Origin of the sequence: Agromyces binzhouensis (genome assembly GCF_042672355.1) — a bacterium.
GTDB classification, from domain to species: domain Bacteria; phylum Actinomycetota; class Actinomycetes; order Actinomycetales; family Microbacteriaceae; genus Agromyces; species Agromyces binzhouensis.
Window position 1 is genome coordinate 686,181 of record NZ_JBHXVJ010000001.1, and the last position, 20,971, is coordinate 707,151.

The window sequence follows — 20,971 nt, forward strand, 5'->3', positions numbered from 1 at the left end:
CCGCCGACGTCGGCATCGTCGACATCGGGCGCGGTGGGCAGGGGGAGCGCACATGGGGGTCCGGACCGCACTCGACGCCGTGCTCACGGCGCCCACGATCGTCGACGCGATGCGCGCGGCCGACGATCTCGCGTTCGAGGCCGGGCGCGAGCCCGGCGCACGCACCATCCGGCTCCTCGAGCGGGTCGCGGGCGGCGGCGACGAGCTCGCCGCGATCGCCGCCACGCACGCGCTCGCAGGCATGCTCGACGTGGAGGCCTCGCGCGTGCTGGTCGGCCTGCTCGGCGACGACCGGGAGTTCCTGCGGGAGCACGCCGCATGGGCCCTGGGATCGGGCCTGCCGCGGCACGAGGCCGTGGGCGGCCTCCTGGGGATGGTCGTGCGCGGAGGATTCGCGGGCATGCTCGCCCAGCGATCGCTCGAGCAGTGGTCCGGCTTCGCGCCGGCGCCGCTGGTCGCGGGCGTCGAGGGCGGCCTGCTCGGCATCGGGGAGGCGGAGGCGCGAGCACGGCTCGTCGAGACCCTCGGACTCGTCCGCGATCCCCTCGCGACCGCACCGCTCGTGCGACTCGCCGCCGATCCGGACGAGCCGGAGCCGGTCCGCGTCGCCGCGATCGCGGCGCTGGGCCAGCGGGACGACCCGGGCACGGTCGTCTCGACGCTCGAGGCGATCGCGGGCGCCGACGGGTACCTCGGCGCCGTCGCCCGACTCGCGCTCGCCGACCTGGCCGCGACGGGCCCGATGCGCCGCCGCGACGGTTCGAGCCTGACCGTGGCGCAGCTCTTCCTCCACGCGGACATCGACCCGGGCCTGCGGTCGGCGGGCGCCGGCGACAACGGCGGGATCGCGACCCTGCTCGTCCGGCTCGGCGATGCGCTCGTCGGGGACCCCGAGTCGGCCGTGGACCGGGTGATCACGCTCTCCCGCGGGTCGGTCGCCGCGGCGCTCACCGACCTCGTCGCGGTGGAGGCGTCGGAGCGCGGCCACGAGTACGGGCGCATCCCGCTCCTGAGCGACCCCGTGCCGTCCGCTCGGGCCTGGCCGCTGCGCGTCGCGACGCGACGCGGCATCCGGCGGATCCTGCGCGCCGCGGGCGGAGCCGACGTCCTGCACCTGCGGATGGCGGACGTCGGCAGCCTCGCCGCGGCGGATGTCGCCCGGGAACTCGGCCTGCCGGTCGTCTTCACGCTCGCGCCCGACCCGCACGCGGTGATCGACTCCCTGGACCGCGCCGGGCGGATCGGACGCAGCGACTTCGGCCGGGTCGACCTCGTCGAGCACTTCTGGTTCCGCACGCGACTCGTCCACCGCCTGGCGGCGAACGCGGCGCACACCGTGCTCTTCCCCCGGCCGCGGCTCGAGGAGGACCTGCGACGACTCGTCGGAGTCGATCCCGCCGCCGACCCGTCGCACCGGACGATCGTGCCGGAGGGCGTCGACACAGAGTCGATCGATCGAGCCCTCGACGAGGTGGACGCGCATCGCCGGGGTGCGGAACCCGGACCCGCCATCGACGAACTGCGGCGGCTCGTCGGTGGGCTCGACGCCGACCGCGGGGGCCGACCGCTGATCCTGAGCGTGGGACGCCTCCACCGCGTGAAGGGCATGGCCGCGCTCGTCGAGGCCTGGGCGGCATCGCCGATCGCATCGCGTGCGAACCTCCTCATCGTCGGAGGAGATCTCACCGCGCCCTCGGACGACGAGCGCGAGCAGCTCGATCGGATCGAATCCCTCGTGCCCGCAGCGGAGCGCGCACGGCGCGGACTCCTCCTGCCGGGCCACCGCCCCAACGACGTCGTCGCGCGATGGTCCGCCGCCGCCCGGTTCGGCGTGCCCGGGGCGATCGCGCCCGGCGGGGTGTACGCCTGCGCCAGCCTCAAGGAGGAGTTCGGCATCGCGCTCCTCGAGGCGATGGCCGCCGGGCTGTTCGTCGTCGCCCCGGACGGCGGCGGCCCGGCGACGTACGTCGACCACGGCCGGACCGGCATCCTGACGGCCACGTGGGACGTCGACCGGCTGTCGTCCGCGCTCGCCGAGGCCCTGACGGCGTCGCAGGCCGAGCAGGGCGACGATCGCGCCGAGCGCTCGCGTGCGGTGGTGCGCGAGCGATTCACGGTGCAGCGGATGGCGCGGGTCCTCGGCGGCGTGTACCGGACGGTCGCGCGTGACGAGGCCGGCCTGCTCGAACCCGCGGACCCCGTCCGATGACGCTCCTCGTCGTCAGCCCGGACTACGCGTCCCACCTGCTTCCGCTCGCCACGCTCGCGACGGCGTGGCGCGACCGCGGCGAACGCGTCGTGGTGGCGACGGGACCGGCGACGGCCGGCATCGTCGACGCGTTCGGGTTCGAGCGTCGCGACCTCCGGCTGGGTCGCGGTTCGAACCCCGGGGTCATCGCGGCGGGCGAGCAGCCGCCGGACGAGGGCGCCTCCCTCCGCGGCTTCTTCCGCGCCACCGCGGAGGGAGCGCTGGCGACGCTCCGCTACCAGGCGGAGGAGCGGCTGACCGACCTCATGTGGGATCCCGTCGGTCGGGCCGCGGAGACCGCGCGGATCGTGCAGGACCTCGCCCCGGACCAGGTCCTCGTCGACCACCTCGCGTTCAGCGCACGACTCGGCCTGCAGAGCGCGGGCACCGCCCACGGAGACGTCGTGCTGGGTCATCCGAGCGCTCTGCCCGTCGGACGCGAGGTGTACGGCGTGCCGGCCGCATGGCCGTCGGCGTTCGACCCCGACCCGAGCGCGCTCGAGGCGCTGGAGCGCCTGTGCCGGACGGTCTCGGAGCGGTTCACCGCCGAGTGGAATCGAGCCGCCCGCGTCCTCGACCCCGGTCATCGTCCGGTCGAGGACGCGTTCGCCGAGCACGGCCCGCTCGTGCTCTACAACTACCCGGGCGAGCTGGTCGACGACGAGCGGCGCCGGCTCCTCCCGCCCCACCGGTTCCTCGGGTCGGCGCGACGGGAGGAGGCGGAGGACGCCGAGGTCGAGGCCTGGCTCGCGCAGCGCCGGCCGTTCGTCTACGTGAGCTTCGGGAGCTTCCTCTCGGTCCGAGGTGACGTCCTCGCGCGTGTCGCCCGCGCCCTGCGCGAGATCGGGGCGACGGTCGCCGTCGCGATCGGTTCGACCGACCCGGCGGAACTCGGCGACCTGCCGCAGGACTGGCTCGTGCGCGGCTACCTGCCGCAGATCCGGCTGCTGGGCGCCGCCGCCGCGGCCGTCACGCACGGCGGGAACAACTCCGTCACCGAGGCGATCGGCTCGGGTGTGCCGTTGGTCGTGCTGCCCTTCTCGACGGACCAGTTCGCCGGTGCCGCCGCCATCGAGGCTGCGGGGTTCGGGGTCGTCCTGGATCCGAACACGGCGAGTGCGCAGGACATCGCGGACGCCGTTCGTCGCGTGCTGGACCTGCCGGCGGACGCTCGGGGACGACTCGACGCCGTCGCCGCGGATCAGGCCGCGAGGCCCGGGCCCGAGGTGGCGTTCGACGCCCTCACGGCGTGACCCTCCGCGATGAGCGCCGCCATCGCGTCGACGTCGCCCTCGGCGTCGCGGTAGCGCTCCATCAGGGCGGCGTTGCGGTCGTACCGCTCGCCGGCGCGCACCTCTGGTTCGTGCGAGAGCGCGTAGACGGTGCCCTCGTGCCGGTGCGGCTCCGCGCCGATGACGGTCTCGTGGGCGATGCGCCACGCGGAGTCCTCGAACCCCCACCCGCGGAACCGTTCGTCCTGCCCGCCGTGGGCCGCCCACGTCCTCGCCGTCGTGACGTAGACCCCTGAGCACGCTCCGCGGACGAGCACGTGCGAGCAGTCGGCGGGAGGCGCGCCCGCCTCGAGCTCGGCCGTGCCCTCGGGGCCGAGCCAGCGGTACGTCGTGTACGGCAGGTGCACGCGGCCGCTCGCACGGGCCGCAGCGACCGCCTCGCGCAGCGGCGCCGCCTCCGGCAGGGTGTCGGCGTCGTTGATGACGACGACGTCGTCGGGATCGGCGAGTCGGGCGACGGCCAGGTTTCGCGTGCGAGCCAGCACGAACACGTCGTCGTCGCTGTCGATCGTCTCGACCCGGAACTCCGGCAGCTCGGCGCGGTACCACGCGAGGACGCGGTCGAATGCGAGGATCCGCGAGGGCGCCGGCCGCCACGGGATCACGACGAGGTTGGTCACGCCGCCATGCTAGGCACGGGACACCGGCCGCGCCCCGGCTTGACAGGGACGCGGCGGTGCGCTTGCGCGGGGGCCCGCCCGCCTACGCCGACCCGAGCGCTGCGTCGACGATCCGCTTCGCCTCGGCCTGCACCTCGGCGAGGTGCTCGGGACCGCTGAACGACTCGGCGTAGATCTTGTAGACGTCCTCCGTGCCGCTCGGCCGGGCCGCGAACCACGCGTGCTCCGACGCGACCTTCACGCCGCCGACGGCGGCACCGTTGCCCGGTGCGTGCGAGAGCTTCGCCGTGATCGGCTCGCCCGCGAGCTCGGTCGCCGTGATGGCGTCGCCGTCGAGCTTGCCGAGGGCCGACTTCTGGGCAGCGGATGCCGCGGCATCCGTTCGCTCGTACGCCGGGTCGCCGAACCGCTCGACGAGCTCGGCGTAGAGCTGCGACGGGCTCGTGCCGGTCACCGCGCGGATCTCCGAGGCGAGCAGGCACAGCAGGATGCCGTCCTTGTCGGTCGTCCAGACGGTGCCGTCCTTGCGGAGGAACGACGCGCCGGCGCTCTCCTCGCCGCCGAACGCCACCGAGCCGTCGATGAGGCCGGGGACGAACCACTTGAAGCCGACCGGGACCTCCCAGAGGCGGCGCCCGAGCGACTCGGCGACGCGGTCGATCATCGAGCTCGAGACGAGGGTCTTGCCGATCGCGGCATCCGCCGGCCAGTCGGGCCGGTGCGTGTACAGGTACTCGATCGCGACCGCGAGGTAGTGGTTCGGGTTCATCAGGCCGCCGTCGGGCGTGACGATGCCGTGCCGGTCGGCGTCGGCGTCGTTGCCGGTGAGGATGTCGTACCCCTCGCGGTTCGCGAGCACCGACGCCATGGCGTTCGGGCTCGACGGATCCATCCGGATCTTGCCGTCCCAGTCGAGGGTCATGAACGCCCAGCGCGTGTCGACCTTCTCGTTCACGACGGTGAGGTCGATGCCGTACTCGTCGCGGATCGCGCCCCAGTAGCCGACCGACGCCCCGCCGAGCGGGTCGGCGCCGATGCGGATGCCGCTCGCCCTGATCGCGTCGAAGTCGATGATGCTCGCCAGGTCAGCGACGTACCGGCCGCGGAAGTCGTAGGTCTCCACCGCGCTCGGCTCGGCCTGGTTCACGCCGCGCAGCTCGTCGGCGATGAGCTCGTTCGCCCGGTTCGCGATCCAGCCCGTGGCGTCGGAGTCGGCCGGGCCGCCGTGCGGCGGGTTGTACTTGAACCCGCCGTCCTGCGGCGGGTTGTGGCTCGGCGTGATCACGATGCCGTCGGCCTCGCCCTCGGCGCGCCGCTCCGGGTCGTTGTTCCAGCTGAGGATCGCGTGGCTGAGGGCCGGCGTCGGCACGTAGTCGTCGTACTCGTCGGCGAGCACGCGCACGCCGTTGGCCACGAGCACGTCGAGCGCGGTCGTCTGGGCGGGACCGCTCAGGGCGTGCGTGTCGGCGCCGATGAAGAGCGGCCCCGTGATGCCCTGGCTTGCGCGGTACTCGACGATCGCCTGGGTGATCGCGAGGATGTGGTCCTCGTTGAACGCCGTGTTCAGCGAGGAGCCGCGGTGGCCCGAGGTGCCGAACACCACGCGTTGCCCGGGGATCGAGACATCCGGATGCAGGTCGTAGTAGGCCCTCAGCAGGGCCTCCACGTCGATCAGGTCGGATTCGGTCGCCGGGGTTCCTGCTCGCTCGTGCATGCCCCCATCCTGCCCCCCGCAGCGTTCGCGCGACACCCCCCGGCCGCCGGCTCGGAGATCAGGCGAGGGCGCCGATCGCAGTCGCGATCGAGTGGATCGCGAGGCCGGCGAGCGCACCCACCACCGTGCCGTTGATCCGGATGTACTGCAGGTCGCGACCGACCTGCAGTTCGATCTTCTCGGTCGTCTCGGTCGGGTCCCACCGCTCGACGGTCTCGGTGATCACGCCCGCGATCTCATGGCGGTACCTGCCGACCACATAGGCCGCGGCATCCGTCACCCACATGTCGACCTTCGCGGCGAGCTCGTCGTCGGCGGCCAGGCGTGCCCCGACCTCGACGAGCGCCGAGCGCAGGCCGGCGCGCAGCTCGCTCCCGGGGTCCTCGAGCGACGCGGCGAGCGAGACCTTGACCGAGTCCCACACCTCGCCGGCGAACTCGCGCAGCCGCGGGCTCTCGACGAGGTCGAGCTTCAGGCGCTCGACGCGCTCGATCATCGCGGGGTCGTGCTGCAGGTCGTCGGCGACGTCCGCGAGCCACTCGTCGATCGCGAGGCGCAGCGGATGCCGCGGCTCGTCGCGCACGGCCCGCGCGAACGCGAGCACCTCCCGGTACGCCCGATCGTCGACCAGGCCGCCGACGAAGCCGGGCACCCACTTCGGCAGCCGGCTCGACACCATCGTCCCGAACGACTCGGGGTGCGCGACCAGCCAGGTCTCGACGCGCTCGAGGACGGCGTCGACCGCCGCGCGCTGCTGGTCCGCCGCGACGAGGCGCGCGCCGACGCGGCCGATCGCCGGCCCCCACTCGGGCTCGAGCAGGTGCCGCCTCGCGAGCTGCTCGATGACCCCGGCCACGTCGTCGTCGCCGAGCAGCCCCAGCACGCCGCGTCCGGCGACGGATGCCTCCGAGGTCACGCGCTCGGCGTTCGCGGGATCGCGCAGCCACTCGCCGAGTCGCCGGGCGACCCCCATCGAGGCCAGCTTGCCGCGCACGACGGCGTCGGAGAGGAACTCGTCCTCGACGAAGGCGCCCAGGGTCGCGCCGATCTCGTCCTTGCGGCGCGGGATGATCGCCGTGTGCGGGATGGGCAGCCCGAGCGGGTGCCGGAACAGCGCGGTGACCGCGAACCAGTCGGCGATCGCGCCCACCATCGCACCCTCGGCGGCGGCGCGGACGAACCCCATCCACGGCACGGTCTCCTGCAGGGGGAACGCGACGGCGAACACGGCGGCGGCGACGAGCAGCAGCCCGAGGGCGATCCGCTTCATGCGCCGCAGCGCGATGCGCCGCTCCTCGTCGGTCGGAACCGTGCGGCGCGCGGCCGCGGCATCCGTCGTCGTCATGCGCCCACCCCCTCGAAGCGATTCTGCCCCGTCGGGATGCGATGGCTCCCCGAAACACGACGACCCCGCGCCGTAGGCTTGCGGCATGACGGATGCCGCGCAGCCACGCCCCGACGAGACGTACTCGTACCTGGGGCCGGCCGGCACGTTCACCGAGGCCGCGCTGAAGCAGGTGCCCGAGGCCGAGGGCAAGCACTGGCGCAGCGTCAACAACGTGGGCGAGGCGCTCGCCGACGTCGTCGAGGGCCGCTCGACGGCGGCGATGATCGCGATCGAGAACTCGGTCGACGGCGGCGTGTCCGCCACGCAGGACGCGCTCGCGACGGTCGCCGGCCTCCGCATCGTGGGCGAGTACCTCGTGCCCGTGAACTTCGTGCTCGTCGCGCGCCCCGGCACCCGGCTCGACGAGGTCCGCGTCGTGAACGCCCACCCCGTGGCCTATGCGCAGTCGCGCGGATGGCTCGAGCGCGAGCTCCCCGACCACGCCCACCTGCCGTCGACGAGCAACGTGCAGGCTGCGGCATCCCTCTTCGACGACGGCCTCGCCGACGCCGCGGTGGCGCCGCCGGGCATCGTCGACCACCTCGACGTCGAGGTGCTCGCCGAGGCGATCGGCGACAACCCGAACGCGATGACCCGGTTCGTGCTCGTGAGCCGGTCGCGGGCGGTGCCGCCGCGCACGGGTGCCGACAAGACGAGCGTCATCGTCGAGCTGCCCGACGACGAGCCGGGCTCGCTGCTGGCGATGCTCGAGCAGTTCTCGACCCGCGGCGTGAACATGTCGCTGCTGCAGTCGCGCCCGATCGGCGACGAGATGGGCCGCTACCGGTTCGTGATCGACCTCGACGGACACGTCGAGGACGAGCGCGTCTTCGACTCGCTGCTCGGCCTCCGGCGCTTCAGCCCGAAGGTGATCTTCCTCGGCTCCTACCCGCGCGCCGACCGCCGCGAGGTCGAGTACCACTCGAAGTACGACGACGAGATCTTCATCGAGGCGCGCGACTGGCTGCGCGGCATCCTGAGCGGGGAACCCGAGGAGGACTGAGCGCGATGGGTGGGCCGGCGACGGAGCCGGAGTTCGATCCGCGATTCGATCCGCGCTACCAGCGGGGCTGGTCAGGGCGGTCGGAGGACGACTCGGCCCCGGGCGAGCCCGGCCCGAGCGTCGAGGCGACCTCGGCCCCGCCGGCGACCGCCCCGGACGGGTCGCCGGAGGGGTCCCGCCCGGATCCATCGGATGGGCCGGACACCACCGGGCCCGACCCGGCCGGGCGCGACACGACCGGGCCCGACACGACCGGGCCCGACACGACCGGGCCCGACACGACCGGGCGGCCCGACGCCGCCGATCCTGAGCCGGCTGGGACCGCGCCGACGACCGCCGACCCGACGTCGCGGAACGATCGGCCGCACGTGCCCGACGGCCATGCGGCGCGCATCATGCGTGCGGCCGTCGGCGGAGCATGGGCCGTGGCGCTCCTGGCGGTCGTGTTCGGAGCGGGCCTCGTCTGGTGGCGTCTGACGCGCGGCGACACGTACTACGCGACGCGCGACGCCGGCGACATCATGGTGGAGACCCTCGCGCTCAGTGTCGCGCCGAGCCTGCTCGCGGCGGGCCTGGCGGGCGTGGTGGTGCTGACCGTCGCCGATGGCCTGCGGCGGGCGTTCCCCGGCGCCGGCGGCGGACGCCCCGCGCCCGGGAGTCGCCCATGATCCGCTCGCTGCTCGACCGATCGGTCCTCGCGCTGGCCGCGCTCGCCGTCGCCGGCGGCGCGGGGATCTGGTGGCTCGTGTCCTGGCGCGCGGAAGCCGAACGGTTCTGGGCCGGGCTGAGCGACCGCATGCCCACGCCCGAGGAGGAGGGCATGCTCGAGCTGTACGAGCTGCTGCCGTACCTGCTGAGTCCGGCCGCGACGACCGCCTTCGTCGCAGCCCTGATCGGCCTGCCGATCGCCATGGGCGCCGCCGCCGCGGTGATCGCGCGCTCGCGCGACGACGCCGGTTGAGCGCCTACCGCTCTTGCGCGGCTCCGGGCTCGGTGTTCGCGTCGGGAGCGGCGTCGTCCGCCGCGGCCAGGTCGGCCGTCGAGAGCTCACCGGTGAGGGGTTGGGTCGCCTTGGCCTCATCCGCGGCGGCCTCGGCCGCCTCGAGCTCGGCCTCGTCGAGCTCGGAGTCCGGCTCCCCGCTCCGCTGGTCGGGGCTCGGGGCGTCGGCGCGCTGCTTCGCCCCGTCGGCCGCGCGCGGCGCGGCCTTCTCCGGCACGCGGACCACGAGCGCCTTCGGGTCGATCGCGAACCGCGCGGCGGTGATCATGCCCATCTCCTCGCCGTCGATCTCGAACTCCTGCGCCTGGCCGTCGATCACGATGTCGACCGTCGCACCGCTCGCGTAGACGACCTCGCGGCGCTTGTTGCCGCCCGTGAGGTCGATGAGCTGCCGGCCGAGCGCCGACTTGCGGAGCACCCGGTTCTCCCAGGCGACCTGCCGCCACACCATCAGCCACTCCCAGACGTTGCGCGGCTGCAGGCGCACGACGTCGAGCCGGCCGTCGTCGATCTCGGCGTCGGGGATCAGCTCGATGTTGCCCGGCAGGTAGCCGAGGTTCGCGACGAGGATGCTCGAGACCTTCGAGCGGTGCGTCCGGCCGTCGTCCATGCGATGGGCGATCCGGAACGGCTCCGAGCTCGGGATGGCGCGGAGTCCCGCGTCGACGTACGCCAGCCACCCGACCCGCTTCTTCAGCTCGGAGTCGGTGTTGGAGATCATCGCCGCGTCGATGCCGATGCCGCTCATGACGAGCGAGACCTCGGTCTCGGTCGAGCCGTCCTCGCGCCGGACCCGTGCGCGCAGCACGTCGACGGCGCGATCGCGCCCCGTGAAGGCGAGCTTCGCCGCGCCCGGGATGTCGTTGACCGGGATGCCGATGTTGCGGGCGAACAGGTTGCCGGTCCCGAGCGGGACGATGCCGACCGGGATCGGCTCGCCCTCGAGGCCCTCGGCGACCGCGCGCACGGTGCCGTCGCCGCCGGCGGCGATGATCAGGTCGACGCCGCTCCGGCGCGCCTCGCGCGCCTGACCTGTGCCCGGATCGTCCTCGGCGGTCTCGATCCATTCCGCCGCCGCATAGCCGTGCTCCGCCGCCAGGTCCTCGACCACCGGACGCAGCTGCTCGATGCCCTGCTTCACCGGATTGAAGATCACGGCGACGCGCCGGTCGCCTCCCGCGGCATCCGCGTGCTCGCTCTCGCCCCCACTCATGCGTCGAATCTAGGGCATACGGGCCCGCGCAGCCCGCGGATCCGCCGAGGCCGGCCGACGGGCCCGACGGATGCCCCGACTACACTTGGCCGGGTGATCGACCCCGTGCTGCTCCGCGAGAACCCAGACCTGGTCAAGCGCTCGCAGGAGGCGCGCGGCGAATCCCCGGCCTACGTCGACGATGCCGTCGCCGCCGATACCGCCCGCCGGGCCGCGATCTCGGCGTTCGAGTCGCTGCGCGCCGAGCAGAACGCGTTCGGCAAGCAGGTCGCCAAGGCGCCCAAGGAGGAGAAGGCGGCCCTCGTCGCCCAGGCCCAGGAGCTCGCAGCGAAGGTCAAGCAGGCGAACGCGGATGCCTCGGCCGCCGAGGAGGCCTTCACGACCGCCGTGCAGCGCATCGGCAACGTGGTCGTCGAGGGGGTTCCCGCGGGCGGTGAGGAGGACTTCGAGGTCCTCCGCGAGGTCGGCGAGATCCCGGCGTTCGGCTTCGAGCCGCGTGACCACCTCGAGATCGGCGAGCTGCTCGACGGCATCGACATGGCCCGCGGCGCCAAGGTGTCGGGCGCCCGCTTCCACTTCCTGAAGGGCGTCGGCGCGCGCCTGCAGCTCGCGATCATGAACATGGGCCTCGACAAGGCGGTCGGCAACGGCTTCACGCCGCTCATCACGCCGACGCTCGTGCGTCCCGAGATCATGCAGGGCACCGGCTTCCTCGGCGCGCACGCCGAGGAGGTCTACCACCTGCCCGCCGACGACCTCTACCTCACGGGCACGAGCGAGGTCGCGCTCGCCGGGTACCACGCCGACGAGATCCTCGACCTCTCGAACGGTCCGATCCGCTATGCGGGCTGGTCGACCTGCTACCGGCGCGAGGCGGGCAGCCACGGCAAGGACACGCGCGGCATCATCCGCGTGCACCAGTTCGACAAGCTGGAGATGTTCAGCTACGTCGACCCCGCCGACGCCGAGGAGGAGCACGAGCGCCTCCTCGCCTGGCAGGAGGAGATGCTGCAGGCGCTCGGCCTCACGTATCGCGTGATCGACGTCGCCGCGGGCGACCTCGGCTCGAGTGCAGCCCGGAAGTTCGACGTCGAGGCGTGGGTGCCGACCCAGCAGGCGTTCCGCGAGCTCACGTCGACGTCGAACTGCACCACGTTCCAGGCGCGTCGCCTCGACATCCGCCACCGCACCGAGAGCGGGAGGACGGCGCCGGTCGCGACGCTGAACGGCACGCTCGCCACGACTCGGTGGATCGTCGCGATCCTCGAGACCCACCAGCAGTCCGACGGTTCGGTGGTGGTGCCCGAGGGACTTCGCAGCTGGCTCGGCGGCCTCGAGGTGCTCCGCCCCGTCGAGCGATGACCGCCGTCACCGACGAGCGCTGGTTCGTCGCCCTCGACGTCGACGGCACCATCATGCACGAGGACGAGTCGATCGACCCCGCGGTCGTCGACGCCGTGGGGTCCGCCGTCGACCGCGGGCATCTCGTGACCCTCGCCACCGGGCGCTCCTGGTCGACGACTCGGCCGGTGCTCGAGCACCTGGGTCTGGAACCCGAGTACGTCGTGACCGCGAACGGCGCGATCACGATGCGCCGCGATCCGTCGTCGCCCGACGGGTGGGTCCAGGCGCACGTCGAGACGTTCGACCCGTCCGACGTGCTGCTGCGCATCCGCGACGAACTGCCCGACGGGCGATTCCTCGTCGAACTCGCCGACGGGTACCGACTGTTCACGCGCGGCATGTCCGACTGGAACCTCGAACGGGCCCGTGAGGTCGAGTTCGAGGGGCTGCTCGGCCAGCCGGCGACCCGCGTCGTCGCGACCTCGGTCGATCACGACCTCGACGAGTTCTTCGGCCTGGTCGAGCGGATGGGCCTGCACCACGTCAGCTACGCCATCGGGTGGACCGCATGGCTCGACATCGCTCCCGACGGCGTGAACAAGGCCACCGCGCTGGAGCGGGTCCGCGGATGGCTCGGGGTGCCGCTGCGTCGCGTGATCGCGGTCGGCGACGGTCGCAACGACATCGAGATGTTCCACTGGGCGGGTGCCGCTGGCCGTGCCGTCGCGATGGGCCAGGCGCCGGCCGAGGTCGTCGCGGCCGCACACGAGCGCGCCGGCCGGATCGAGGAGGCGGGCCTGGCGCCCGTGCTCGACTCGCTGCCCTGAGTCCCGCGGGCCGCCGGACCCGTGACGGCCCAGGGGGCGCGGAACGTCATCCGGTCTCGACCCGCATGGCGTTGTTCCCGCCCTGACCCGGACCGACGTGGTTAGGATCGCCATCGGGGGCACGCGTGAGCGATCTGGTCGACGCACCGCATGACGACACACCGACGGATGCCGACGGCGTGTCGGACCAGCACGCCCCCCTGGCGGACGTGATCCCCCCGCCGGCTCCGCCCCGACCGCGGCTTCCGCCCGTGCTCACCGACGCGGCCGTGCCGCCTGCGCACCACGGCAGACTCCCGCGACGCAGCGCCGGGCGGGCGATCGTGAAGGCAGTGGGCACCACGCTCGCCGTGCTGCTCGTCGCGTCCTGGGGAATCGTGTCGTACGCCGTGACGGACCTCGTCGCCCCGGTCGCGGCGAAGCCCACGGTCCGGTTCGAGAGTGAGCGGGTCCTCGAGAGCGTCCCCGATATCGGCGCCATGGAGGGCGGCCTGAACTTCCTGCTCGTGGGGAGCGACAAGCGACCGGCCGACGGCTCGTTCGGCGACCCGCTGCTCGACTCCGCCATCCTGAACGACGTGACGATGCTGCTCCACATCGCCGAGGACCACTCGCACGTCGAGGTCGTGAGCTTCCCCCGCGACATGCTCGTGGACGTGCCGGCCTGTCAGGACCCGAACGACCCGTCGGCGACGCTGTACGAGGTGTACGGCGTGAAGCTCAACACGGTGCTCGCCTACGGCGGGCTCTCGTGCGTGGGCCGCACGATCGAGCAGCTCGTCGGAGTGACGATCCCGGTCGGCGGGATCATCGAGTTCAAGGGCGTCGCGGCGCTCGCGGAGGCGGTCGGAGGAGTCGAGGTCTGCCTCATCGATCCGATCGACGACCCGTACTCGGGGCTGCGGTTGAACGCCGGACGCCACGAGATCACAGGAGCCACGGCGCTCGCGTTCCTCCGCACCCGGCACGCGGTGGGCGACGGCAGTGATCTCGCGCGGATCTCGGCGCAGCAGACGTTCCTGGCGTCGCTGTCACGGACCCTGCAGGCCGACGGCACGTTGGGGGATCCGCTCAAGCTCTACTCGATCGCGCAGGCGGTGCTGAAGAACATGACGCTCTCGTCCGGCCTGCAGGACGCCTGGCGGCTCGTCTCGATCGCGCGCACGCTTCAGGACGTCGACCTGTCCAAGATCGCCTTCATCCAGTACCCGACGGTGTACACGAGCGACCTCTCGGCGGTCGTGCCGTCGGCGTCGGCTGGAGTCATCGCCGAGGCGCTCCAGAGTGACGTGGCCGTCGCCTTCGACCCGGCGGCGACCGGCAACGCGTCGTTCGGCACCGCCGAGGGGGTCGAGCCGAGTGCCGAACCCACGGATGCCGCCGCACCGCCGCCCGAGAACGGCACGGCGGCACCGACCGCTCCACCGCCCACAGGGGAACTGCTGCCGTCCGACGTGACCGGGCAGACCGCACAGGACGTTCGCTGCACCACCGCGAATCCCGGTTGAATCGGCGGATGGAGCGCCCGCGGTCAGCGTCGCTTCAGGAGTCGCACAGAATCGCCTGCGAGGCTCGTTGGAGCACCGGTCCGCTAGAATCGGCCCCGATCGCACGAGCGGTGCCGCCCAGACTGCACCGCGACGCGGCAAGGAGGGCTGTCCGAGCGGCCGATGGAGCTGGTCTTGAAAACCAGTGGGCAGCAATGCCTCGTGGGTTCGAATCCCACGCCCTCCGCACCGGTACGAAGGCACGAAGGCACGACAGAAGGAGATCATCGGAGTGAGCGATCACGAGCCGCGCACCCCAGCGCGACGCGATGATGCGTCACCTGCGATCGTCCGTCACGGTCGGCTGCGCTCGAACGGCGCCTGGGCGACCGTCACCAAGGTCGCGGCCTCCGCTCTGGCGGTCGTCCTCGCCTCCGGCAGCGCGGTCGCGGCGTACGCCGCGTTCGACCTCGCGGCGACGGCGAAGCCGACCGTCTCGCTCGGGAACGAGTCGTCGCTCGAGGGAGTGCCGAACGTCGGAGCCATCGACGGAGGCGTGAACCTGCTGATCATCGGAAGCGACAGCCGCGCCGGCCAGGGCGACGGATTCGGCGATCCCGATCAGGAGACCGCCGTGCTGAACGACGTCAACCTGCTCCTGCACATCTCGGAGGACCACTCCCACGTCGAGGTCGTGAGCTTCCCGCGTGACATGCTCGTCGACGTCCCCGCCGGCTGCACCGACCCCGACACGAACGAGGAACTCTGGGAGCAGTACGACGTCAAGATCAACACCGTTCTCGAGTACGGCGGCATGCCGTGCGTGGTGAAGACCGTCGAGAACCTGACCGGCGTCTCGGCGATCCCGTTCGCCGGCGTCGTCCAGTTCATGGGCGCGGCGGCCATCTCCGAGGCGGTGGGCGGCGTCGAGGTCTGTGTCGCCGAGCCCATCGAGGATGTGCACACCGATCTCTACCTTGACGCGGGCACGCACGAACTGAAGGGACTGGAGGCCCTCCAATTCCTCCGCACGCGCTACGGGGTCGGCGACGGGTCCGACCTCGGACGCATCTCGAACCAGCAGGTCTTCATGTCGGCGCTGGCCCGGAAGCTCCAGTCCGGGGGTACGCTCGGAGACCCGCTCAAGCTCTACTCGATCGCCAAGGCCGCGCTGCAGAACATGCAGCTCTCGTCGACGCTCGTCGACCCCACCATGATGGTGTCGATCGCCATGGCCGCGAAGGACGTCGACCTCTCGAAGATCGCATTCGTGCAGTACCCGACGGCGTACGAGGCGGACTTCGGCGCGGTGATCCCGACCGATTCGGCCGAGGCGGTGAACCTCGCCCTGCAGCAGGACCTCCCCATGACGCTCGATCCGAACGCCCTCGACGAGAACTCGTTCGCATCGGTCGCCGACCCGAACGCCGCTCCGGTGACGGAGGAACCCACGGCGGAGGTGCCGACCGAGACGGAAGCTCCGACCGAGACGACGGCCCCCGAGCCGACGCAGCAGGCGCTGCCGAGCGACGTCACGGGTCAGACCGCCGCCGAGACCCGCTGCTCGGCCGGCCGCACGCTCGCCGACCAGTAGCCCTGCGCGCGGGGAGTGCCGCGGCATCCGCACCGGTCGAATCGTGTTTTCGGCGGGATGCCGGTTATGATGGCAGTCGCGTTCGCCTTCGGGCGTTCACGAGGAGACGTCGCATAGTCCGGTCGAGTGCACCACCCTGCTAAGGTGGAGTCCCCGTAAGGGGACCGCGGGTTCAAATCCCGCCGTCTCCGCTCGATGAAGACCTGATCAGCCGATGTTTTCGGCTGCTCGAATCGCACGGGTTGGACACATTCTGGCCACGTTCGCGGCGACGGGGGACTCGCGCACTTACGGCTGTGTGACAGTCAAGCGATCGCGCGTGGATCTCGCTGGACACAAGTGAAGTGCCCTCCCACTCTGCAACGCGCTAGCTTCGTGACCTATCGGGCTGCTGATCGTCGCGCTTCGCCCGCGACTCGCCGATGAGATCGGCGCAGTACCTCCGTCGAGGAGCTGGGTGGTGACTCCGGCAGCGACAACGGACCTGGGAAGGACCCGCATGGGCCGCGCCCTTACATATTGAGGCGACGAGGCGACGAGGCGACGTCGCGATCGCGAGCGGACTGCTCCAGCGGCGCGTTGACCTGCACGGTCGTCGACGGATGCGGCGTGGTCGGGCTCCTCGCGAGCGATCGGCCTCCTCGCTGAGCTCGCCCCTGAACCCTTCGAGAGCGGCGCGGCATCCTACGACTTCGACTTTGACTGGACCACCACCGCTCAACCAATCCCAAGCTCCGCCGACGTGCTTCACATAGGGTCCGCCGGCGCATGGCTCACGCCCGGCGCCGACGCCGTGCGCGCCTTGGTCCGGAAGACGGGAGGTCGTGCCACGATTACGTTCGATCCCAACATCCGCCCCATGTTGGTCACGAACCCCGACGAAACCCGGGAGCGAATAGAAGAATTGGCGGCACTCGCCGACATCGTCAAGCTCAGTGATGAGGACCTGAGATGGCTACGGCCAGGCGAACCGTTCGACAACGCGCCAGCAGCCTGGCTCGCTGGGGGCGCGAAGCTGGTGGTCATCACGCTCGGCTCTGAAGGTGCGTTGGCCTTTACGCGTGACTACACCGTCCACATCGCCGGAACGCCGACGACCGTTGTCGACACGGTGGGGGCGGGCGACACATTCATGGCGACCCTCCTGGCATCCCTTGGCGACCGGCAAGACCTTCAGTCTGGCGGTCTCGCGGATGTCGCGAGCATCAACCCGAAGCAACTGACCGCGGTCCTCAGGCGTTGCGTCGACGCCGCGGCCATCACAGTGGCTCGGAAGGGCATGAACCCGGCATGGCGCTCCGAACTGCGCGCGATCAGTGAGTACATCGACGGCCCCTTCGACGATCAAGCGTCGCTCCTGGTCTGAGCGCTGCGCCGGCCTGGAACCTGGACCAGTTGCCGGTCACCATCCGACGTCAGCTATTTGCGAGCGCGCATCCTGCGGACCAGGTCAGCGCTCGGAAGGACCGCCGGACCGCCGCCTTCAACGTCGGCGACGGCGCGAGCCGGTTCCCCGCCAGCCGCCTACCCCGGCGGGGAACCGGCAGGACCAAGACCGCCCGTTGAGTCGAGAGTTGCGCTTCTCTCCACGTTTCCTCCTTCCGGCCGCCATAGACGTGATTGCCCGTTCATCACCACCCAGCCCTCTACGTACCCGGATGCCGAAAGTGGCGTGCGCAGGCTATCGCCGCGCCACCGCGAGGGGTTCGCTCTTGCACGTGCTCGACGGGCGGATGCGCCGGACTTCAGACTCGGCGCGGGTCGGGTCCTCGCGGCCGCCGACTCCGTGACCTGGGAACGGCCCCTGATCGGTTGCGCCTCGTGGATGACTCTGGCGATTGGCAAGGCGAGCGTCCGTTGCGGCGCCGAGGTTTCGAAGCTGAAATGGCTGCTATTGGGTCGCGATCTACGACCCGCAGCCATGGACATCGGCCCGGCGACCGACAACGACTGCGGCGTGCGCGCGAGTCATTCTGCGACTCCCTTCGTGAGCGTTGGCTGAGCGGTGAGGAATCGCCGGGTAAGCGCCATCGGTTCCGTGATGGAAGTGCCTACGACGACGGCGAATGCTCCCGCAGCGAAGGCAGCTGCGACCTCGGCCGGTGACTTGAAGCGACCTTCCGCGACGACAGGGACCGACGCCTCGGCGAGTGCGCGAACAAGGGGGATGTCTGGGTCTCCTGTGCGGTTCTGTGGGTGGGAGGTGTACCCGGAAAGAGTGGTTCCGACGAGTTCTGCGCCGAGCTCTCGCGCGTAGATCCCGGCTTCGAGGTTGTCGATATCGGCCATGACAGGGATGCCGAGGTCTCGTATCCCGCGCAGGAGGTCCTCCACGCGCGGGGTTCCTGGGCGTGGTCGGCGGGTCGCGTCCAGGGCGACGATGTCTGCGCCGGCGTCGACAAGGGCGCGGGCGTGGTCAACCGTGGGTGTGATCCACTGGGCGTCGTTGATCGTCTTCTTCTCGATGCCGATGATCGGAACGCGCACTCTTTCCCGTACCGCGGCAACATGCGAGACGCTGTTGATGCGGACCGCCGCAGCTCCAGCCATGGTCGCGGCTTCGGCGATCGCGGCGATGATTCCGGGGTCGCGCAGTGGAGATCCATCAGGGGCTTGGCACGAGACGATGAGGCCCCCGCGGAGCGTCTCAAGTTCGATCATTCTGATTCCCTTACTGCTATGAACCCGGCGAACGCAGGGCGGATGGCGGAGTTCTCGGCCAGGATGCGCGCACCGGCGAGGCCAGCGTCTGATTGCACGACGAGCTCCGCTGGTTCGATTCCCAGCCGACCTAGCGCGCGCCGTACAGCCTCGACGTACGTGTGCGATCGCGTGAGACCGCCGGTTAGCCCGACTGGACTATCTACGACCTGGGCGATGTGTATGGTGCGTGCGAGGTGATCGGCGCCGGCGTCAAGAATGCGGCGGGCGACAGCATCTCCTTCGGTAGCTGCCGTGATCACGTCGGGTGCGAAGCCGGCAACATACTTCGGAGGCGGGACTGAGGCCATCGCGTCGTGATAGATGTCCTGCGGTGTGCCTAGGCGGATCGACGCCCTTGCGAGCAGGGTCGGTTCGCCCCGTCCTTCGATAGCGTCGAGTGCTGCCTGCAAGCCGCGCTGTCCAAGCCAGAATCCGCTGCCGTAATCGCCGAGCAGATATCCGCGCGCGTCGGCCCTCCGTGCGGAACCGGAGTTTCCGACACCGAGCGCGGCGACACCGGTCCCACAGATCGCGACTGTTCCCGCTCGCGGGCCGACGGTGCCAAGGAAGGCGGTGACGGCGTCTGCTGCTACGGCGACGGACTGTGCGCGGAGGCGCTTGCGCACAGCGGCGGCCAGCGCTGCCGGCGCAGCTGAGTAGTCGACGTAACCGGATAGGCCGATCCCAACACTCGACACCTCGATTCCGGGTGGTACTTGCTGCGCGATCCGGGCGGCGAGAGTCTGGACCTGCCGTGCGTCGGTGAGCGCCCTGACCCCAATCGGTGAGTGGGTCGTATCACCGTCGGAGAGGGAGAATCGGGATCCGGTCTGGCCGATGTCCACGGACAGCACCGAACTCACGTCGTACCCTCGGCAGTCGACTTGTTCGCGCTTCCCCGCAGCATCGCGGCGGCGTCGCGGTCGAGGATCCAGGTCACGTCGCGGTGATCACGGAGCACACTTGCGGGGAGCCGTTCTGTGCGGGGCCCGTCGAGCGCAGCGGAAACCGCGTGCGCCTTTTCCCCACCCGAAGCGACCACGAGCAGGCTGTGCGCTGCGAGGATCGTTGCGATTCCCTGAGTCACGGCCCACCGGGGCACGTCATCGATGGATGGGAAGAAGCGTGCATTCGCCGCCCGGGTTGAATCGTCCAGGTCGACAATACGGGTGCGCGAGTCGAACGGTGATCCAGGTTCATTGAAGCCGACATGACCGTTGCGCCCGATACCGAGAACCTGAAGGTCAATCCCACCGTGATCCGCGATCATCTGGTCGTACCCTGCCGGGTCGGCTCCGTCGGGGAGGTGCACCTGATGTGGGGACACGGCGAGCGGGACTATCACCTCTCGCTCAATTACGGCGCGGTAACTCTGAGGATGCTCCGGAACGAGCCCAAGGTACTCGTCCAAGGCGAAGACCGTGACGTCCGAGAAGGAGAGAGCGCGGCGGCTGAGTTCTCGGTAGACAGGGCTCGGAGACGACCCGGTGGCGACGCCAAACGTATGAAGGGTTCCAGCTTCGAGGCGCGCCTCGATCATGTCGGCCGCGGCGACCGCAGCCGCCTGGGCGTCCGAGTACACGTTCGAGACGGTCTTGCGATGGCTCAGCGCGACGGCCAATTCATGCCCCAATCCTGTCGACGATTGTTCGGTCGACTGCCGCCCCTACACCGGTCTTGGTGTCGGGACTGTGGTGTGCATAGTCGTACAATTTGTCGTCCTTGATCGCTACTTGAGTGCGCCGGCTGCGAGTCCGCTCACCAGGTATCGCTGGGCGAATACGGCGATCAGCATGGGGATGGCGACGGACATCACTGCGATCGCAGAGATGTCGCCCCAGAGGACGCCTGCGCTGGTGATGAAGTTCGTAGCCCCCACGGTGACCGTCCGTGCATTTGTTGTGGTCATCACCACCGCAAATAGGTAGTCGTTCCAGGTGAAGAGGAACGTCACGATCCCTGCCGCGACCATCGATGGTGCGAGGAGTGGGAGCACCACCACGCGAAGGAGATGTGGCGTCGATGCGCCATCGATCTGTGCAGCTTCCTCGAGCTCGATCGGGAGCTCGGCGATGGCACGGGTAAGCAGGACCACCGCGATCGGTACGTTCAGGAAGATCGACACAATGATCATGGCCCAGAGAGTGTCGATAAGCCGCCATGCGCTGAACATCGCGAACAGCGGCAGCACGAAGAAGATCGGTGGAAGGAGTCTCAATCCAGCGATGGCATACAGGAGGCGGCGACCGCCGAGATTTAGCCGAACCATGGCGTACGCCGCGGGAACCGAGATCGCGAGGACGACCACGACAGTGACCGTCGCGATGATCGTGCTGTTCGTGAAGAACTTCGGGAAATCGTAGCCGGCGGCGAAGAGCGCGTTCGCATAGTGGTCGAACGTCAGGTCAAGACCTAGGGGCAGACCGAGCGGGTCGCGGTTGATCGCAGCGGTGGTCTTGAAGCTGGCGAGCAGCGCGGTCAGGAATGGGAGGTTGACGAGAAGGGCAATGGCGGCGATCCCGAGGGTCACGAGCCCTGC

At 70.7% G+C, this 20,971-nt stretch carries 18 protein-coding genes and 2 tRNA genes; 12 read left to right on the forward strand and 8 right to left on the reverse strand.

What is annotated here, in order from left to right; genetic code table 11:
* Positions 1-52 precede the first annotated feature (52 nt).
* The gene (locus tag ACFVHK_RS03360; RefSeq protein WP_376927579.1) at positions 53-2,209 is read left to right on the forward strand and encodes a glycosyltransferase; all 2,157 of its coding nucleotides are present in this window, start codon (positions 53-55) and stop codon (positions 2,207-2,209) included.
* Complete coding sequence (locus tag ACFVHK_RS03365; protein ID WP_376927580.1) at positions 2,206-3,501, forward strand: nucleotide disphospho-sugar-binding domain-containing protein; 1,296 nt, start codon at positions 2,206-2,208, stop codon at positions 3,499-3,501. Before ACFVHK_RS03360 ends, ACFVHK_RS03365 begins: the two co-directional genes overlap by 4 nt.
* On the opposite strand, the gene ACFVHK_RS03370 is transcribed toward ACFVHK_RS03365, so the two are convergent.
* The 3 genes from ACFVHK_RS03370 to ACFVHK_RS03380 all read right to left on the reverse strand — a co-directional run bounded on the left by ACFVHK_RS03370 (position 3,450) and on the right by ACFVHK_RS03380 (position 7,219).
* A complete protein-coding gene (locus ACFVHK_RS03370) occupies positions 3,450-4,160 on the reverse strand; it encodes a hypothetical protein (protein ID WP_376927581.1) in 711 nt (236 codons plus the stop codon). The genes ACFVHK_RS03365 and ACFVHK_RS03370 overlap by 52 nt on opposite strands.
* A gap of 82 nt (positions 4,161-4,242) precedes the next feature.
* Positions 4,243-5,874: a phosphoglucomutase (alpha-D-glucose-1,6-bisphosphate-dependent) gene (gene pgm / locus ACFVHK_RS03375; RefSeq protein ID WP_376927582.1), complete on the reverse strand. Its 1,632-nt coding sequence runs from the start codon at positions 5,872-5,874 to the stop codon at positions 4,243-4,245.
* Positions 5,875-5,932: 58 nt separating this feature from the next.
* The gene (locus ACFVHK_RS03380; protein ID WP_376927583.1) at positions 5,933-7,219 is read right to left on the reverse strand and encodes a DUF445 domain-containing protein; all 1,287 of its coding nucleotides are present in this window, start codon (positions 7,217-7,219) and stop codon (positions 5,933-5,935) included.
* Between the two features lie 85 nt (positions 7,220-7,304).
* Here ACFVHK_RS03380 and pheA point away from each other — a divergent pair, with 85 nt between their 5' ends.
* The 3 genes from pheA to ACFVHK_RS03395 are packed head-to-tail and all read left to right on the forward strand — an operon-like array spanning position 7,305 to position 9,225.
* A complete protein-coding gene (pheA, locus tag ACFVHK_RS03385; RefSeq protein ID WP_129235892.1) occupies positions 7,305-8,264 on the forward strand; it encodes a prephenate dehydratase in 960 nt (319 codons plus the stop codon).
* Positions 8,265-8,269: 5 nt separating this feature from the next.
* The gene (locus tag ACFVHK_RS03390; RefSeq protein ID WP_376927584.1) at positions 8,270-8,932 is read left to right on the forward strand and encodes a hypothetical protein; all 663 of its coding nucleotides are present in this window, start codon (positions 8,270-8,272) and stop codon (positions 8,930-8,932) included.
* Positions 8,929-9,225 (forward strand): hypothetical protein, encoded by a 297-nt coding sequence (locus ACFVHK_RS03395; RefSeq protein WP_376927585.1) that lies wholly within the window; start codon positions 8,929-8,931, stop codon positions 9,223-9,225. The genes ACFVHK_RS03390 and ACFVHK_RS03395 overlap by 4 nt, the downstream gene beginning before the upstream one ends.
* A gap of 4 nt (positions 9,226-9,229) precedes the next feature.
* On the opposite strand, the gene ACFVHK_RS03400 is transcribed toward ACFVHK_RS03395, so the two are convergent.
* Positions 9,230-10,477 (reverse strand): diacylglycerol/lipid kinase family protein, encoded by a 1,248-nt coding sequence (locus tag ACFVHK_RS03400; protein WP_376927586.1) that lies wholly within the window; start codon positions 10,475-10,477, stop codon positions 9,230-9,232.
* Positions 10,478-10,570: 93 nt separating this feature from the next.
* Between ACFVHK_RS03400 and serS the strand changes: the two genes are divergently transcribed.
* The 7 genes from serS (at position 10,571) to ACFVHK_RS03435 (ending at position 17,095) form a co-directional block, all read left to right on the forward strand.
* Positions 10,571-11,839, forward strand: a complete 1,269-nt coding sequence (gene serS / locus ACFVHK_RS03405; protein ID WP_376927587.1) for a serine--tRNA ligase — start codon at positions 10,571-10,573, stop codon at positions 11,837-11,839.
* A complete protein-coding gene (locus ACFVHK_RS03410; protein WP_376927588.1) occupies positions 11,836-12,648 on the forward strand; it encodes an HAD family hydrolase in 813 nt (270 codons plus the stop codon). The genes serS and ACFVHK_RS03410 overlap by 4 nt, the downstream gene beginning before the upstream one ends.
* A 125-nt stretch (positions 12,649-12,773) precedes the next feature.
* On the forward strand, positions 12,774-14,156 hold the full coding sequence (locus ACFVHK_RS03415; RefSeq protein WP_376927589.1) for an LCP family protein: 1,383 nt from the start codon (positions 12,774-12,776) through the stop codon (positions 14,154-14,156).
* Between the two features lie 141 nt (positions 14,157-14,297).
* Positions 14,298-14,382 (forward strand) — tRNA-Ser (locus ACFVHK_RS03420).
* Between the two features lie 45 nt (positions 14,383-14,427).
* A complete protein-coding gene (locus ACFVHK_RS03425; protein ID WP_376927590.1) occupies positions 14,428-15,729 on the forward strand; it encodes an LCP family protein in 1,302 nt (433 codons plus the stop codon).
* 102 nt (positions 15,730-15,831) lie between these two features.
* Positions 15,832-15,920: transfer RNA gene (locus ACFVHK_RS03430), tRNA-Ser, on the forward strand.
* 440 nt (positions 15,921-16,360) lie between these two features.
* On the forward strand, positions 16,361-17,095 hold the full coding sequence (locus tag ACFVHK_RS03435; protein WP_376927660.1) for a PfkB family carbohydrate kinase: 735 nt from the start codon (positions 16,361-16,363) through the stop codon (positions 17,093-17,095).
* 602 nt (positions 17,096-17,697) lie between these two features.
* On the opposite strand, the gene ACFVHK_RS03440 is transcribed toward ACFVHK_RS03435, so the two are convergent.
* The 4 genes from ACFVHK_RS03440 to ACFVHK_RS03455 all read right to left on the reverse strand — a co-directional run bounded on the left by ACFVHK_RS03440 (position 17,698) and on the right by ACFVHK_RS03455 (position 20,962).
* A complete protein-coding gene (locus ACFVHK_RS03440; protein WP_376927591.1) occupies positions 17,698-18,390 on the reverse strand; it encodes an N-acetylmannosamine-6-phosphate 2-epimerase in 693 nt (230 codons plus the stop codon).
* Positions 18,387-19,295: an N-acetylglucosamine kinase gene (locus tag ACFVHK_RS03445; protein WP_376927592.1), complete on the reverse strand. Its 909-nt coding sequence runs from the start codon at positions 19,293-19,295 to the stop codon at positions 18,387-18,389. Before ACFVHK_RS03445 ends, ACFVHK_RS03440 begins: the two co-directional genes overlap by 4 nt.
* On the reverse strand, positions 19,292-20,053 hold the full coding sequence (locus tag ACFVHK_RS03450) for a glucosamine-6-phosphate deaminase (RefSeq protein WP_376927593.1): 762 nt from the start codon (positions 20,051-20,053) through the stop codon (positions 19,292-19,294). Before ACFVHK_RS03450 ends, ACFVHK_RS03445 begins: the two co-directional genes overlap by 4 nt.
* 108 nt (positions 20,054-20,161) lie before the next feature.
* Positions 20,162-20,962, reverse strand: a complete 801-nt coding sequence (locus ACFVHK_RS03455) for a carbohydrate ABC transporter permease (protein WP_376927594.1) — start codon at positions 20,960-20,962, stop codon at positions 20,162-20,164.
* Between the last annotated feature and the right edge of the window lie 9 nt (positions 20,963-20,971).

Bases quoted from the DNA above. Each gene is read 5' to 3' on its own strand.
- ACFVHK_RS03360 (WP_376927579.1), top strand. From the start codon at position 53: ATGGGGGTCCGGACCGCACTCGACGCCGTGCTCACGGCGCCCACGATC.
- ACFVHK_RS03365 (WP_376927580.1), top strand. From the start codon at position 2,206: ATGACGCTCCTCGTCGTCAGCCCGGACTACGCGTCCCACCTGCTTCCG.
- pgm (WP_376927582.1), bottom strand. From the start codon at position 5,874: ATGCACGAGCGAGCAGGAACCCCGGCGACCGAATCCGACCTGATCGAC.
- ACFVHK_RS03380 (WP_376927583.1), bottom strand. From the start codon at position 7,219: ATGACGACGACGGATGCCGCGGCCGCGCGCCGCACGGTTCCGACCGAC.
- pheA (WP_129235892.1), top strand. From the start codon at position 7,305: ATGACGGATGCCGCGCAGCCACGCCCCGACGAGACGTACTCGTACCTG.
- ACFVHK_RS03390 (WP_376927584.1), top strand. From the start codon at position 8,270: ATGGGTGGGCCGGCGACGGAGCCGGAGTTCGATCCGCGATTCGATCCG.
- ACFVHK_RS03395 (WP_376927585.1), top strand. From the start codon at position 8,929: ATGATCCGCTCGCTGCTCGACCGATCGGTCCTCGCGCTGGCCGCGCTC.
- ACFVHK_RS03400 (WP_376927586.1), bottom strand. From the start codon at position 10,477: ATGAGTGGGGGCGAGAGCGAGCACGCGGATGCCGCGGGAGGCGACCGG.
- ACFVHK_RS03410 (WP_376927588.1), top strand. From the start codon at position 11,836: ATGACCGCCGTCACCGACGAGCGCTGGTTCGTCGCCCTCGACGTCGAC.
- ACFVHK_RS03440 (WP_376927591.1), bottom strand. From the start codon at position 18,390: ATGATCGAACTTGAGACGCTCCGCGGGGGCCTCATCGTCTCGTGCCAA.